Genomic DNA, 14,619 nt, shown 5'->3' on the forward strand with positions numbered 1-14,619 from the left:
AAATTAATATGGCAACTGGAAATAAATTCAAAGGCTATAAACTACTTCTTCATGATTATGCAGAAGCAGTAAGCTCAAATCAAGAAACTGCTACTGATTTTCTAAAGAAGGAAGGTGTAGATCTAAATAAATATGTGGCATCTGGAATTAAGGCAATTCGTAAGTCTGCGTTTTTGAGAAAAGCACAAGAAAATAAGGAAAGGGATGAGAGTTTGATGGAGAAAGCTCTTGTGTTGCTTAAACAAAAAATAGAAGAAAATCTAAGTTTAACCGGGGATATGTTGATTGGCCTGTTTAGGCAAAAGGCACCAAATGTGCAATTTAGAAGTCTCGATAAGTTAGACGATGAGGAAATTCGTGAAATTTTGTCAAATGTTGATCTTGCAAAACTCATGGAGGAATTGGAAAAAAGAAATGAAATCTAATGGCTATTTCGAGAGGGGCTTTGGCAGCGAGGAGGTTGTTGGAAGAATGTGGGATTGATGATCCAAATGAAATACCGCTTGAATTAATCGTTTCTGGCAGAGGAGCCACTTTAAGGTATGAGCCACTAAAAAATTCTGATGGTAGAATTGTGTTCGGAGAAAGAAGGACCATTATTTCTGTTAATTCAAATCTAGAATTTGAAGGAAGAAAGAGGTTTACTATTGCTCATGAATTGGGCCATCATGAAATGCACCGGAGTTCTTTGGAAGTACACAACGAGAATGAAAGTACTTTAAGCTGGTTTGATGATAAGGTAAACCGTTCAAAAAAAGGAATCCAAGAGGCAGAAGCAAACCAGTTTGCCTCAGAACTATTGATGCCATCTGACATTTTTTTTTCGGAGTGCTCTGATTATGAGTTTAGTCCAGGTTTAATTAGGCACCTTTCGGATAAATTCTCAACAAGCCGGACATCAACGGTTTTTAGATATCTAGAGCTTGGGCCACACCCGATTTGTGTTTTTTATTGTCACAATAATAAGGTGATGTATTGGAAGAAGTCGGAAGAGTTCAAGAATTTTATTATTGATCGAATTAATCTTTCTCCGCCTGACGACTCTGTTGCGGCAGAATATTTTAAGGAAGGAAAGATTTACTCCAAGGCCCAGTCAAAACAACAAATCTGGAAGTCAACTTGGTTTGATATGAAAGAATGGGAGAATGATAGAAACTATAAATTTTACGAATATAGTATCGTTACGCCCGGTTATAATACAGTCCTTTCAGTTGTCTGGGAGGAGTAGGGTAGTTGATAAGTTGGCCATTTCGATTGAAATCTTTTTAGTTCTCTTTCTATCTCAAAAAATGAGATAATCCATTTATTTTTCTATTTTTAGTTTCAGTCTTTTTCGGGAATGAACAGAATCAAAGAAGTGCTTGAGGAAAAGGGGATTACCCAAACGTGGCTTGCGGAGCAGTTGGGCAAGAGCTACAACATGGTAAATGGCTATGTCCAAAATCGGCACCAACCACGATTGGAAGTGCTTTTTGAAATAGCCAGAATATTGAGAGTGGACCCCAAAGATTTAATCCAATCTAGACACAAATAATTTTTAATGAATGAAAATAGTCAGCTTAAAAATCGAAAACTTCAGGAGTTACAGAAACCCAACTACCATTACTTTTAATGATTTAACAGTTTTAATAGGTAAGAATGATATCGGGAAATCCTCGATTCTAGAAGCCTTAGATATTTTTTTCGACAATAGGAAAATGGAATCTGATGATGTAAATATCATCGCTAGAGGAAATGGTGAGTCTGCAAAAATTTCAGTTGTTTTTTCTGGAATTCCGGCTGAATTGGATATTGACTCTGGAGGGAAAACGAACTTGCACGAAGAATACCTACTAGATGGTGATGGTAATCTCCAAATCAAGAAGGATTTTTCAAGTATTTCTAAGCCAAAAACATATATCCTTTGTAATCACCCTTCTAATGAAAATGCCAACGATCTTTTTTACCTAACAATCACCCAATTACAAAAACGTGTAAAGGATCTAGGTGTTGAAGGTGATTTTAAGGCCAATACAAAAAATGAAATCCGAAAAGCTATTTGGAATTCTTTGGGGGACACCATTGAATTATTGCCTGCTGAATTGGAAACAGGGAAGGATGGAGTGAAGGATATTTGGGAAAAACTCACTCCTCATTTACCATTGTATGCCTTATTTCAGGCCGATAGAAAGAATGATGAAAAAGACAAAGAGATTCAAGACCCTTTGAAAGTTGCAGCAGAGCAAGCTCTAAAAAAGCATCTTGTTAAACTTGATGAAATTAAAAAGGAGGTCGAAAAGGAAATTGAGGAAATAGCTAATCTCACCATAGAAAAGCTGAAGGAAATGAATGCTGAGGTTGCAGAGCAACTAAAACCGCATTTTGCTCCTGAATTGAAATGGGCAGATCTTTTCAAGCCAACACTTACCAGCGATGATATTCCAATGAATAAACGAGGAAGCGGTGTGCGGCGACTTTTGCTCATTAACTTTTTTAGGGCTGAAGCAGCTAGGAAACGAAAGGAAAAAGGTGTTCCAAATATTATTTACGCTATCGAAGAGCCTGAAACTTCCCAACATCCAGACTGGCAGATCAAATTAATGGATGCTTTGAAAACGCTTGCCAATGAAGAAGCTGCACAGATTATCACCACTACTCATAGTCCGGCACTTGCGGGATTGGTTGAAGTCGAGAATATTCGATTTATCTACAAAGAGATGGGCGAAAACATAATTGAAATAGGAACGGAAGAGAACGTCCAAAAAATTGCAAATACTCTTGGGGTATTGCCCAATATCCCTGACGAACTGGATAAATTAAAGGTAATTATCTGTTTGGAAGGACCTACGGACATCGCCTTTATGTTTAACATCTGTGGTCATTTTGGTATTGATCTTAAAAATGACAAAAGGATTCTTACCATATGCATGGGAGGAGGCACTTTGGCATATTGGGTGACGCACAACTATTTGAGTAAACTGAATCGACCTGAGATTCACATCTATGATAGTGATGTGAAAAAGTACCAGAAATTCATTGATATGGTCAATAAAAGAGGCAATAATAGCTGGGGAGTCCTGACAATGAAACGCGAGATAGAAAACTATGTCCATCCAGATATAATCACTTCTCTATTGCAGCTTGAAAAAGCCTTGCATGATACATCCATATCTGGATGGCAATCTAGCTGGGATGTACTTGATGTGGAAGTGGAATTAGTCAAGCACAAGAGAAATAATATAAAAGGCTCAATCTCAGAGCATGGGGCTTCGAGAATGACTATTGACCTATTTAAAGACCTTGACGCCTTCGATGAGGTAAATAAATGGTTTGAAGAGATAAAGAATAGACTAAACTAAGCAATGCCTACACTACACTGGATAGGAAAGGAAAAAGTAATCAATCACCACCTAGACGTGCCCTTTAAGGTACTGGAGCATAGCTATGGATTTGATAATGGAACACAGACCAGCACCGAAACACAAAGCGGGAACAAGATAATCCATGGGGACAACCTGGAAGCCCTTAAAGCGCTACTTCCAGAGTATGAAGGTAGGATAGACTGTATTTATATAGATCCCCCATATAACACAGGAGAAGAGAGTTGGATTTACAATGATAACGTCAGTCATCCTAAATTAGCTAAATGGATTGGACAGGTAGTTGGAAAGGAAAGCGAAGACTTAGGAAGGCATGATAAATGGCTATGTATGATATACCCGCGTCTTCAATTGCTTTCAAAATTGCTCAAGGATGCAGGTGTAATATTTATTTCAATTGATGACAATGAATTATTTAGCTTAAAAATACTACTTGACGAAATATTTGGCCGAAACGCATTTGTCACAAATTTCATCTGGGAGAAAAGAACAAATCGTGAAAATAGAAAAGTGATATCGTCCCGGCATGAATATATTTTATGCTATTCTAAGAACAACAGTGATCATAGTCAAAGTATTAACCAACTCTCTATGACACAAGAAGCTTTAGATAGATATAAAAATCCAGATAACGATAAAAACGGACCTTGGAAATCTGATCCCGCAACCGCACAGGCTGGACACGCGACAAAAAGTCAATTTTATGAATTGCTAGCACCAAACGGTAAAAAGCATTCGCCTCCTAGTGGTCGCTGTTGGTTGTTTACAGAGGACGTTATGCAAGAAAAAATAAGCAAAAATGAGATTTGGTTCGGAGAGCATGGGAATAACGTACCACGAGTTAAGACTTATTTAAATGCGAAAGAAAGAGGATTAACCCCTGAATCAATAATTTTTGCTGAGATAGGTTCGACAAATGAAGGAGCTAAAAAAGAAATAAAATCTATTTTTAATGGAAAGGCTTCTTTTGTAACACCTAAACCCAAAGATTTAATAAGTCATCTATTAACGATAGGAACATCAAAAAACTCGATTATCCTCGACTCCTTTGCTGGCTCAGGCACCACAGCACATGCAGTGCTTAATCTCAACAAACAAGATGGAGGTAACCGGAAATTTATCTGCATAGAAATGGAAGACTATGCTGAGACAATTACCGCAGAGCGGGTGAAGCGGGTCATCAATGGCTACGGCGAAGACAAAAAGGCGGTGGAAGGCACAAGAGGAAGTTTCGATTTCTATGAATTAGGCGAGTCACTATTTGATGAGAATGGAAATCTTAATGAATCTGTAGGGCTGCCAAAAATCCGAAATTATGTGTGGTACACTGAAACGAAAACTCCTTTGAAAGAAGAGAAGCACGAGGACAATGCCCATTTTCTTGGGAAGCATAACGATACCTCTTACTACTTCTATTACGAATCAGAGGCCATTACTACACTGGATCATAGCTTCCTGGCAAGCGTCAAGACTAAAGCGGAGCAATATGTGATCTACGCCGATAATTGTTTGCTTACCAAAGAGTTTATGGTAAAGCATCATATCATTTTTAAGAAGATACCTAGAGACATTACCAGATTCTGACCATGAGTGAACAACAAAATAATTTCCTACTCTATACCGCACCTTCTGGGGAAGTGCGCGTGCAGGTTTACCTTCAGGATGAAAGTGTTTGGTTGACACAAAAGGCAATGAGTTTGCTATTTGACACCACAACCCAAAACATTACCATTCACCTCAAAAACATTTTTGAAAGTGGTGAATTGGACGAAATGGCAACTTGTAAAGAAATTTTACAAGTTCAACAAGAAGGAGAGCGTCAGGTGTCCAGAAAACAGAAGTTCTACAATCTGGATGCAATTATCTCAGTCGGGTACCGCGTCAATTCATCCAAAGCGACCCAGTTCAGGATTTGGGCAACCCAAACCCTAAAAGAATACATCATCAAAGGGTTTGTGTTGGATGATGAGCGTTTGAAGCAAGGCACTACCGCTTTTGGCAAAGATTACTTTAAGGAATTACTTCGAAGGGTTCGATCTATCCGTGCCAGCGAAAGGAGGATATACCAGCAGGTGACAGATATTTTCGCCGAATGCAGCATCGATTATGATCCTAAGTCGGAGATCACCAAGAATTTTTATGCCATGGTTCAGAACAAATTTCATTTTGCCATCACGGGTAAGACGGCTGCTGAAATTATTCATCTTTCAGCTGACGCCAAAAAGGAAAACATGGGCCTGACCACTTGGAAAAACAGCCCGGAGGGTCGAGTATTAAAGTCGGATGTGATCATCGCCAAGAATTACCTCCAGGAAAAGGAAATCCAACAATTGGAAAGAACCGTGACCGGATATTTCGACTACATCGAAGGGCTGATCGAGCGTGAAAATACCTTTACCATGGAAGGCTTGGCAGAAAGCGTCAACAAGTTTTTGACTTTTAATGAATATAGAGTCCTTTCCGGCAAAGGCCGAATTTCTAAACTACGGGCAGACAAAAAAGCGGTGAAGGAATATGATGAGTTTAATAAAACTCAAAAATTCATTTCTGACTTTGACAAAGAGGTTAAAAAATTGAAGAAGAAGTAATGGAACTGAAGCCCTACCAACAAGAAGTCATCAATGATTTGTCCCAATTCTTGGAGAGCGTGCAAGAAACCAAGGACACAGCCCTGGCATTTCATAATTTTTGGTCAGCCCATCCCAAAACGCCATTGATGCCTTTCCCTGGGACAGCCATCGAGCCTTACAAAAATAATGTGCCTCGGGTACCTCATATTTGTCTAAAAGTACCCACAGCTGGAGGGAAGACTTTTATTGCTTGCAATGCCATCAAGACTATTTTTGATGCCTTTAACTATGACAAGCCAAAAGCTGTGGTATGGCTGGTCCCCTCCATTACCATTTTGGAACAGACCATCAAAAACCTTAAAGATCCTTCACATCCTTATCGACAAAAAATCAATTCTCACTTTGGAAACAAAGTTGAGGTTTTTGATAAATCCACCTTGCTCCAGGGTAGCGGATTCAATGCCACCTCGGTGAAGGAGCAATTGAACATCATGGTCTTTAGCTTTGATAGTTTAAAGGCCAAAAACAAAGAAGACAGAAAGGTTTTTCAGGAAAATGGCAATCTTCAATCCTTTGAGAGTTTACTGAATAAGAATGAGGAGATTACGCTAGGGACGGTCATTAAATACCTTAATCCGGTGGTTGTTGTAGATGAAAGTCACAATGCAGAAAGCGATCTGAGTGTGGATATGCTAAAGGAAATCAATCCTTGCTTTATCCTGGACCTGACTGCTACACCTCGTAAAAACAGCAACATCATCAGCTTCATAGATGCACTGGATCTGAAAAAGGAGAATATGGTGAAGCTTCCGGTGATTGTGTACAATCATCAGGATAAGACTGAAGTGATCAACTCTTCCCTACAGCTCCAGAGACGACTTGAGAAACAGGCACTGGATGAAGAGAAAAACGGAGGGAAATACATTCGCCCGATTGTGCTTTTTCAAGCCCAACCCCGAAATGCGGATGATAACACAACTTTCGAAAAACTCAAGGAGAAGCTCATCGAGTTGAAAATTCCCGAGGAGCAAATCAAGATCAAGACGGCCAATCTAAATGAATTGAAGAATATCGACTTGATGAGTCGAGACTGTGAAGTACGATTCATCATTACGGTAAATGCGCTTAAAGAAGGGTGGGACTGTCCCTTTGCCTACATTCTGGCTTCTTTGGCAGACAAGAGTTCGGCGGTGGACGTGGAGCAGATTTTGGGTCGTGTTTTGAGGCAGCCCTACGTCATGAAGCACAAATTCCCCTTGCTCAATGTGAGTTATGTTTTGACCGCCTCTTCCAGATTTTTAGAGACGCTGGACAACATTGTAAAGGGGCTGAACAAGGCAGGATTTAGTGACAAAGATTATAAGTTGGCTGATTCTACTGCCGTCGAACCTGCTAGACCGGCAGATCCTTTACAACAGCTTACCTTAATTCCATCTCTTGGTGTGACTCAAAATCAGCCGGAATCAGACGAGGATATCACTTCAGATATTGATGTGTCAAGAATTTTAGTTTCTGACGATTATCCGGAAGTGGAATCGGTGTCTGAAATAGAAAACACGGCGATTGAACAAAATGAAGCTTTTGAAAAAGCAGTCACTGAAATGGAATCCAGTGGCATTCCAGTTCTGCCCAACGAAATCCAAAAATTGGTGAAAAGATATACGATAAAAGAGGTTTTTAAAGACGAGGTTGAGAAAGTAAATCTCCCTCAGTTCTATCTCAAGGTGCCTTCCAACGATTTATTCAGCTCAGGCTTAGAAGAGCTTCCTTTAGAAAAGGAAAACTTATTGGAAGGCTTTGCCTTGAGTAAAGCAGATACCAACATCGCTTTTGACACCATCACTTCGGAGCTTTACAAAGTAGATTTGGATGAGACTAAAAAAGAACATACCCCTACTTTTGTTCGCTTAGATGGAGTAGTCAAAGAAAGTGTGATGACCTATCTACTTGATCCAGCCAGAAAGCAGAGTAGGATTAAGAATTTTACAAGGAGGATCATGGATTTGATTGGGAACATGTATCCTATCGCTGACAAGGAAATAGAGAAATATATCAACCGGATCTTAGAGGACTTTACTGATGAGCAGTTTTCTGCTTTCGCAAACAATGAATACACCTATAAGGATAAGATAAAGCAAAAAATTACTGCGCTTTCTGAATCTTACGCTGAACAAAAGTTCAAAGATTTTTTGGATACCGATAAAGTCTTTATCAAATCATCCTACTCACTGCCCAAAAGCATTTCGCCTGGGGATACGGCCAAGGATATCACCAAATCCCTTTATGAGAAAGAAGGGAAGATGAATGGATTTGAAGAGCAGGTAATCAATGAAATCGGAAACATGAGCAATATCGCATTTTGGTCACGCAATATTGACAGAAAAGGCTTCCGGATTAATGGCTTTATAAACCACTATCCTGATTTTATCATCCAAACGAAGAGCGGCAAAACCGTTCTTTTGGAGACTAAAGGAGACCATTTGGATGCTGAACAAAAAATCCGATTAGGAGCATTTTGGGCAAGTAAAGCGGGAAATAATTTCCGGTATTTTATGGTATATGAAAGGCGTACGGTTGATGGGGCCTACAAGCTTGAGGACTTTCTAAAAATCATTAAGGATATATAGGCAAAGTCCCTAAAAGCCGAGTCCTAGACTTCGTGGACAAATTCCAATACCAGCGAATTTTCTAAGTATTGGTCGGACGGTTAAGTCGATGAAGGAGATTGATGGGGCGGGTAACGATTTGGTATAAAGTAGATATGAATAAATAGGGAAGCAATTATAAATAAATATGAAAAAGCTCATTTTCTTTTGGCTGTCATTTTCCTGTCTTTCAGCCCATGCCCAAGAAAGATTTTCAAACGTACAGTTTCAAGGCTCGAAGAAGCAGATTTTAGAAGCTTTTGAAAAAAACGTTTATGTCTCTGGGAAACTAACTTCAGGAGAAACAATAAAATCTACTTGCTCTGGAGGATCATGTTCTATAGTAATCGAATATAATGGTAAATCCATTGAACAACCCGTTGGGGATGATATTTCCCATTTAACAATTTACGAGTATGACTTTTCAGGTGATGGGGATTCTGAGATTGTTGTGGTGAACGATTTTATGGACACTTCTTTCCTTTTTGTATTTAGTTATTCAAAGGGGTTGATTCAGAAAACATTTCAATATGAATTATCATATTATAAAACGGAGATAAAGAAGGATTATATTATCTATTACCTGCCGAGTGGACCTGAAAACATTTGGCACTATTATCAAGGAGGTTTCTGGGAATTGAATCCAATGGAAATTGAGTGGTAGCCTTTCAAGGTAATTAAGGCCCAAAGTCCGATGCCTCGATTTCAAAAACATCATTCATTATTAAATAATTATCAAAGCCATTACCGAGATGGATAGTACGTTGAAGGAAATTGATGGAGTTAAAAATTTACCAATATGAATAGAAATCAAATTCAAAGAATTTTAAAGAAAAATGGCCTTCAAGGAGATTCTTTGGTTGATGTTTGGTACTCAGATCATTCGAAAGCAAGAGATCTTTTGGATAGAATAATTCCTGGATATGGCCAAAAAATCGAGAAGCAGATTAGATGGGAGACTGAACCCGGGATAAAGGCGCTAGAAATAATCAAATCAAAAATTAATATTCTTCAAAAAGAAACAGCTGCTCAAAATTCTGAAAGAGTTCGAAGTGGAGATTATCAAATAGAAAAAACTATAATCGATTTTAATCAAATTTTAATTGATGGAATTTCCATAAGTCAATTTATGTATACCAACATTCCTCATACCTACAGTACTGGAGGTTGGATGGATTTATTAGGTATACCATTGAAATGGATTCGATTGCAAAATTGCATAATACGGAATGCTCAACTTTCTTGTGGGATATTTAATAATTCTGAATTTTATAATGTCGAGTTTCTGAACTGTAATCTTAATGATTGCTCATTTAAAAACTGTAGAATTGGCTTCATTAGATTTGGAGATCAATCTGGCTCTTTCACAAATGCTGATTTGAATAATGCTTTTGTAAATGCTATAGATTTTTCATCTAAGATGTGGGGAGGGGCAAAAATTAATGAGATCTCGTATTTTGGTTTATTGAAAATCTCAATTTTCGGAGAAAATAGTTTTAGTAAATACAATAACTATACTTCATTTTCTGCCTGTAATGTGTCAGTAGATAGCGAGCAAGAACCATATAAGGAATTATCCGAATATGTTATATGGTTTCAAAATACAATTAGTAAATTTTCAAAAATCTCAAGTGAACCTAGAATTTTTCCTCGGGAATTACACAGAATGAAAAATGTTTTACTGGCATTTTCAACAAAAAATTGGAGTTCTATTTCTGCTATTTTCTTTTCTGCTGCATTGATAGTTTTAACTTTTTCTTTTTCATTTCTTTTTTTGAAAGAAAATTTCTTGAATATTTCTAGTTTTGGCGATTCAATTAATTTTAGTGTCCAAATTTTTACTGGTCTAGGTTATGCTGATATTAAGCCTGATCTAACAAAAGGTTCCTTAGGGAACACAATTGTTTCAATAGAAAATATAGTTGGATATATTTGGATTTCACTTACTCTTGTGGTTATCGGAAGGAAGATTTTAAAATAGAGAGCTATATTAATAAGAAAAATTAAGATTGGATTTGGGATTTAATTTGGGAATCTTGAAGAAATGAAACTCTTTTTGGAAATCAGTTTCATTTTTCTTTCATTCTTAATTGAATCCCCTCCATTTGAAAGTATTTCGTTAGTCCGATACCTAGACCAATCCCGCCTAGAACCCCTAAAAATGTAAGACCTTTATTTAGAATATTATCTTCTTCAAGATTCATTTTTTCCTGAATCATTATTATAAGGCTGATTGAGAAAACAAAAATTGATATTCCAAAAAGCCATTTTGTCCAGAAAATTAGTGGTTGTATTCTCGAATTGAATATATTGTTCTCAGCAAGAGTTTTTGATTCATCATCAATATATTTTTTAGTGGTATCATATTTTAGATTGACTTTTCTCCAAAGAAAAGAAAATATAAGCGTACATAGAAACGATATTAAATAGCCCATTTTGAGAATATTATTTAGTGATGTAATTTCGATTAGTGGTTTTTGACCTATTATTAAATTAATAATACCCCTTTATCTTTTAAAATGCAATTCCTTATTCTTCCTTTTGCTTACGATTTCGAGGATGAAATCAACTTTGGATTAAATTCTTTTCTATTTCTGAAAAAAGAAGAAAAGTTTCAAAGTACTCGGTAATCTCTGTGAAGGGAGGCATTTGCTTTTGAATTTTTTCAAGAATTGTGCCTGAAATCCACCGTATCATTCTATTGCTAAATCTACAATTATTTCCAAGAAGAGAATTTACATTGCTTAAAAGCAGTCTAGGATAGCTCAATTCCCCCCGTTTCGCCCACTCCTTTCGTTCCGATTCATTCGTGCCATTTTCCAAATGACAGCTCTTTTCTCTCCACTCTAGGAAAGGGCTTTCACTCCCCACGGCTACCGCTTCATTCCACTTACCCTTCTCCCGAGTCCCGGCAAGCCTGGGACTCGGGAAGGCCGTTTTGTGAAGCCGTAGCATGAGCCTCCTCCCCAAGTGCAAGCGATTAACCAATAAAGCCGTCAAGTTATCGGACAGATAACTGCGCACCATCAAAACAACTGACTGTCACACAAGAACCTGGGAAAAATTCTACTCAGAAAATAAAGTTTTTATCATAAAAGATATATGTTAGATCAGTCTAACCTATTACTTTTACCATTCTAATAATAAGAATGTGAAGAAGCTGATTCTGATACTACTAGGCTGTCTGGCCTTCGCCTGTGAAAATATCATTCCCGAGCCACCGGCAGTGGATGAAATTCTAGACGGCCCAATTGATGGGCTAAACTCAAGCGAGCAAGCCCGATTTCTGGCCGGGGATTTTGCCTTCAATGATGAGGTATTTTCCTCCGGAACAGGTCTGGGGCCTACATTTGTGGCTACTTCCTGTGGTAGTTGCCATGCTGGTGATGGAAAAGGCCATCCGTTTACTACACTGACACGCTTTGGTCAGACGGCTCCAAATACGCCTCCCAACCTGCTTATCGGAGGTCCTCAACTCCAAAATAGAGCTATACCAGGATACACACCGGAAATACTTCCGGAAGGAACACCATTTATGAAGCTAACCCCACCTGCCGTCACGGGCTTGGGTTTGCTGTCAGCCCTTACAGATGAGCAGATCCTGACTAATGCAGACCCTTATGATCTTGATGGAGACGGAATTTCCGGGGTGCCCAACTATGTAAATCCTCCCGCTTATTTTGTTCCTAAGTGGTTTCATCAAGATGCAAATGGGCGCTATATGGGGCGCTTTGGCAAAAAGGCAGCTACCATCGATCTGCTCCAGCAGACCGTATCAGCGTACAACCAGGACATGGGCATCACTTCTACATTTGAACCAGTTGACCCTTTTTCAGGATTGGAAGTGGATCAGGAAGTGAGCGACCAGACCGTCAGGGATGTGGTTTTTTACCTCCGTACACTAAAAACACCTATCCAGCGCTCACAAAATGACCAACAAATAATTCAGGGTAAGACTTTGTTTTCCCAAATCCAATGTGGGGATTGCCACACCCCAGAATGGACCACCCCAACCTCTGATATTGTAGCTTTGTCCAATAAAACCTTTTTTCCCTATACAGACCTGTTGTTGCATGATATGGGGCCGGGATTGGATGACGGTGTAACCGAAGGCTCTGCTGAAACTTTCGAATGGCGGACACCTCCCCTTTGGGGTTTGGGTCTTTCTCCAAATTCCCAAGGAGGCAGCTACTTTCTCATGCACGATGGCCGGGCCAGCAGCATTGAGGAGGCAATTTTACTGCACGGAGGTGAGGCAAATAGCAGCCGTACCAAGTTTGAGTCGCTATCTGCCGAAGATAGAACTGCTTTGATCCGTTTTCTTGAATCCTTATAATCTTCCAAATCCATGAATAGAAATGAGTTTATCAAAACCTGTGGATGGGGGTGCTTTGGCATCATGACGGGAATTTCCGGCTTAACATCCTGTGCGGGCACCAGGTATTTTCAGGCTAGCCTTGAAGGGGATTATATGATTGTTCCGCTGGATGCATTCGTGAATTCGAAGGATGATCAATCCAGCTTCCGGCCAAGTGTGATAGCGCATCACGAATCACTTCAATATCCGATTGCGGTTTTCCGGCTGTCTGAAACAGAATACCAAGCCTTATGGATGCGGTGCACCCATCAAGGCACAGAACTTCAGGTTTTTGGCGACAGGCTCCAATGCCCGGCCCATGGTAGTGAATTCACCAATACCGGTATGGTGCAAAACGGCCCGGCAGACGACCCCTTGCGAACCTTTCCGGTTCGGATTGAAGCAAACACCTTGAAGATCGACTTGAAATGAAAAAATATTTATTCCTTCCAGTCTTCTTGTTTGCCTTGGTTGCAAATGCCCAGATTGACAGTACGCTGTTAAAAAGAGTACCAGTCGATACTTCATATACCAGAGCCATGAACATGGATGCAGTGTACAACCGTCCTTTTCTTCAGATAGGGAATTTACCGGCTTCCATTGGCGGGTACGTAGAGGCCGATTATCAATACATGGGCCAAGATGGGATCACTGAGGGCCACAGTTTTCGTATCCCCCGCTTTACGCTCTTTGTCGCCTCTTCGATTCACAGGAAAATCAAGTTCCTCTCTGAGATTGAGTTGGAGGAAGGTGGAAAACAAATATCCATCGAATTTGCTGCATTGGATTTAACTTTTCATCCACTACTAAACCTCCGAGGTGGAGTGGTAATGAATCCCATCGGGGCATTCAACCAAAATCATGACGGTCCAAAATGGGAATTTGTGGATCGGCCAATTGCCATGACAGAAATGCTGCCAGCCACCTGGAGCAATGTCGGATTTGGTCTGTATGGTAAATATTATTCAAAGGCCTGGGCTTTTGGGTATGAAGCTTACCTGACCAATGGCTTCGACAACAGTATCATCAGCAATAATCAAAACAAAACTTTCCTCCCGGCAGCAAAAGAAAATGCCCTGCGCTTTGAGGAAAGCAGTAATGGGCAACCCTTGTTTACGGGCAAAATAGCAGTCAGAAACAACAAGGTGGGAGAAATAGGACTTTCCTACATGGGGGGGATTTATAACCGATTTGAGGAAGATGGTCTCGTTTTGGATGCCAAAAGACGCCTGGACGTATTAGCGGTGGATTTCAATACTACCATTTCGGCAACAAAGACTTATTTGGTTGGCGAATGGGCCTGGGTACTGGTTGATGTACCGGAGACTTATAGTCAGCAATATGGTGAACGGCAAAAGGGAGGGTTCGTAGACATTGTACAACCTATCCTGAGAGGAAAACTGGCAGGTTTTGATAAAGCAGTGTTCAGTCTGGCCTGCCGACTGGAATATGTGGACTGGAACGTGGGAAGTTTCGAGGAAACCGGAGGAAATATTTCTGATGATTTGTGGGCAGTAGTTCCGGCAATCAGTTTCAGGCCGGTATCACAAACCGTCATCCGACTTAACTACCGGTACATGCAACAACAGGATATCTTGGGAAATCCACCGGCTAAAATCGGGGGAGTGCAATTTGGGTTATCAAGCTACTTTTAACTGCATTGTATTCCAAAGGGGTAATTTCAGTAT

General features: G+C 39.6%; 13 protein-coding genes. 12 read left to right on the forward strand and 1 reads right to left on the reverse strand.

Annotated elements, in window-relative coordinates; all coding sequences use genetic code 11:
* Positions 1–8 precede the first annotated feature (8 nt).
* The 9 genes from FHS59_RS16225 (at position 9) to FHS59_RS16265 (ending at position 10,555) form a co-directional block, all read left to right on the forward strand.
* Positions 9–425, forward strand: coding sequence for a hypothetical protein (locus tag FHS59_RS16225; protein ID WP_184496432.1), 417 nt, complete (start codon positions 9–11; stop codon positions 423–425).
* Entirely contained in the window at positions 425–1,228 is an 804-nt protein-coding gene (locus FHS59_RS16230) for an ImmA/IrrE family metallo-endopeptidase (RefSeq protein ID WP_184496433.1), read from the forward strand. The genes FHS59_RS16225 and FHS59_RS16230 overlap by 1 nt, the downstream gene beginning before the upstream one ends.
* A gap of 111 nt (positions 1,229–1,339) precedes the next feature.
* The gene (locus tag FHS59_RS16235; protein ID WP_184496434.1) at positions 1,340–1,534 is read left to right on the forward strand and encodes a helix-turn-helix transcriptional regulator; all 195 of its coding nucleotides are present in this window, start codon (positions 1,340–1,342) and stop codon (positions 1,532–1,534) included.
* Between the two features lie 10 nt (positions 1,535–1,544).
* A complete protein-coding gene (locus FHS59_RS16240) occupies positions 1,545–3,338 on the forward strand; it encodes an ATP-binding protein (RefSeq protein ID WP_184496435.1) in 1,794 nt (597 codons plus the stop codon).
* A gap of 3 nt (positions 3,339–3,341) precedes the next feature.
* Complete coding sequence (locus FHS59_RS16245) at positions 3,342–4,943, forward strand: site-specific DNA-methyltransferase (RefSeq protein WP_184496436.1); 1,602 nt, start codon at positions 3,342–3,344, stop codon at positions 4,941–4,943.
* 2 nt (positions 4,944–4,945) lie between these two features.
* Positions 4,946–5,947, forward strand: a complete 1,002-nt coding sequence (locus FHS59_RS16250) for a virulence RhuM family protein (protein ID WP_184496437.1) — start codon at positions 4,946–4,948, stop codon at positions 5,945–5,947.
* The gene (locus tag FHS59_RS16255) at positions 5,947–8,556 is read left to right on the forward strand and encodes a DEAD/DEAH box helicase (RefSeq protein WP_184496438.1); all 2,610 of its coding nucleotides are present in this window, start codon (positions 5,947–5,949) and stop codon (positions 8,554–8,556) included. The genes FHS59_RS16250 and FHS59_RS16255 overlap by 1 nt, the downstream gene beginning before the upstream one ends.
* A 166-nt stretch (positions 8,557–8,722) precedes the next feature.
* Positions 8,723–9,238, forward strand: a complete 516-nt coding sequence (locus FHS59_RS16260) for a hypothetical protein (protein WP_184496439.1) — start codon at positions 8,723–8,725, stop codon at positions 9,236–9,238.
* 135 nt (positions 9,239–9,373) lie between these two features.
* Complete coding sequence (locus FHS59_RS16265) at positions 9,374–10,555, forward strand: pentapeptide repeat-containing protein (protein WP_184496440.1); 1,182 nt, start codon at positions 9,374–9,376, stop codon at positions 10,553–10,555.
* An 88-nt stretch (positions 10,556–10,643) separates the two neighbouring features.
* Here the strand turns inward: FHS59_RS16265 and FHS59_RS16270 are convergent, their stop codons facing one another.
* Positions 10,644–11,009 (reverse strand): hypothetical protein, encoded by a 366-nt coding sequence (locus FHS59_RS16270; protein WP_184496441.1) that lies wholly within the window; start codon positions 11,007–11,009, stop codon positions 10,644–10,646.
* A 716-nt stretch (positions 11,010–11,725) separates the two neighbouring features.
* Between FHS59_RS16270 and FHS59_RS16275 the strand changes: the two genes are divergently transcribed.
* Genes FHS59_RS16275 through FHS59_RS16285 form a run of 3 tightly spaced genes read left to right on the forward strand, consistent with a single transcriptional unit; the run spans position 11,726 to position 14,586 of the window.
* Positions 11,726–12,910 carry a di-heme oxidoredictase family protein gene (locus FHS59_RS16275; RefSeq protein WP_184496442.1) on the forward strand — a complete coding sequence of 395 codons (1,185 nt, stop codon included), beginning with the start codon at positions 11,726–11,728 and terminating at the stop codon, positions 12,908–12,910.
* Between the two features lie 12 nt (positions 12,911–12,922).
* Complete coding sequence (locus tag FHS59_RS16280) at positions 12,923–13,363, forward strand: Rieske (2Fe-2S) protein (protein WP_103923847.1); 441 nt, start codon at positions 12,923–12,925, stop codon at positions 13,361–13,363.
* Positions 13,360–14,586, forward strand: coding sequence for a hypothetical protein (locus FHS59_RS16285; RefSeq protein ID WP_103923848.1), 1,227 nt, complete (start codon positions 13,360–13,362; stop codon positions 14,584–14,586). Before FHS59_RS16280 ends, FHS59_RS16285 begins: the two co-directional genes overlap by 4 nt.
* Positions 14,587–14,619: the final 33 nt, after the last annotated feature.

This window comes from Algoriphagus iocasae (assembly GCF_014206875.1).
Classification (GTDB): domain Bacteria; phylum Bacteroidota; class Bacteroidia; order Cytophagales; family Cyclobacteriaceae; genus Algoriphagus; species Algoriphagus iocasae.

Coding starts and splice junctions, on each gene's coding strand:
- FHS59_RS16255 (WP_184496438.1), top strand. CDS start 5,947: ATGGAACTGAAGCCCTACCAACAAGAAGTCATCAATGATTTGTCCCAA.
- FHS59_RS16230 (WP_184496433.1), top strand. CDS start 425: ATGGCTATTTCGAGAGGGGCTTTGGCAGCGAGGAGGTTGTTGGAAGAA.
- FHS59_RS16245 (WP_184496436.1), top strand. CDS start 3,342: ATGCCTACACTACACTGGATAGGAAAGGAAAAAGTAATCAATCACCAC.
- FHS59_RS16285 (WP_103923848.1), top strand. CDS start 13,360: ATGAAAAAATATTTATTCCTTCCAGTCTTCTTGTTTGCCTTGGTTGCA.
- FHS59_RS16235 (WP_184496434.1), top strand. CDS start 1,340: ATGAACAGAATCAAAGAAGTGCTTGAGGAAAAGGGGATTACCCAAACG.
- FHS59_RS16260 (WP_184496439.1), top strand. CDS start 8,723: ATGAAAAAGCTCATTTTCTTTTGGCTGTCATTTTCCTGTCTTTCAGCC.
- FHS59_RS16225 (WP_184496432.1), top strand. CDS start 9: ATGGCAACTGGAAATAAATTCAAAGGCTATAAACTACTTCTTCATGAT.
- FHS59_RS16240 (WP_184496435.1), top strand. CDS start 1,545: ATGAAAATAGTCAGCTTAAAAATCGAAAACTTCAGGAGTTACAGAAAC.
- FHS59_RS16270 (WP_184496441.1), bottom strand. CDS start 11,009: ATGGGCTATTTAATATCGTTTCTATGTACGCTTATATTTTCTTTTCTT.
- FHS59_RS16250 (WP_184496437.1), top strand. CDS start 4,946: ATGAGTGAACAACAAAATAATTTCCTACTCTATACCGCACCTTCTGGG.
- FHS59_RS16265 (WP_184496440.1), top strand. CDS start 9,374: ATGAATAGAAATCAAATTCAAAGAATTTTAAAGAAAAATGGCCTTCAA.
- FHS59_RS16280 (WP_103923847.1), top strand. CDS start 12,923: ATGAATAGAAATGAGTTTATCAAAACCTGTGGATGGGGGTGCTTTGGC.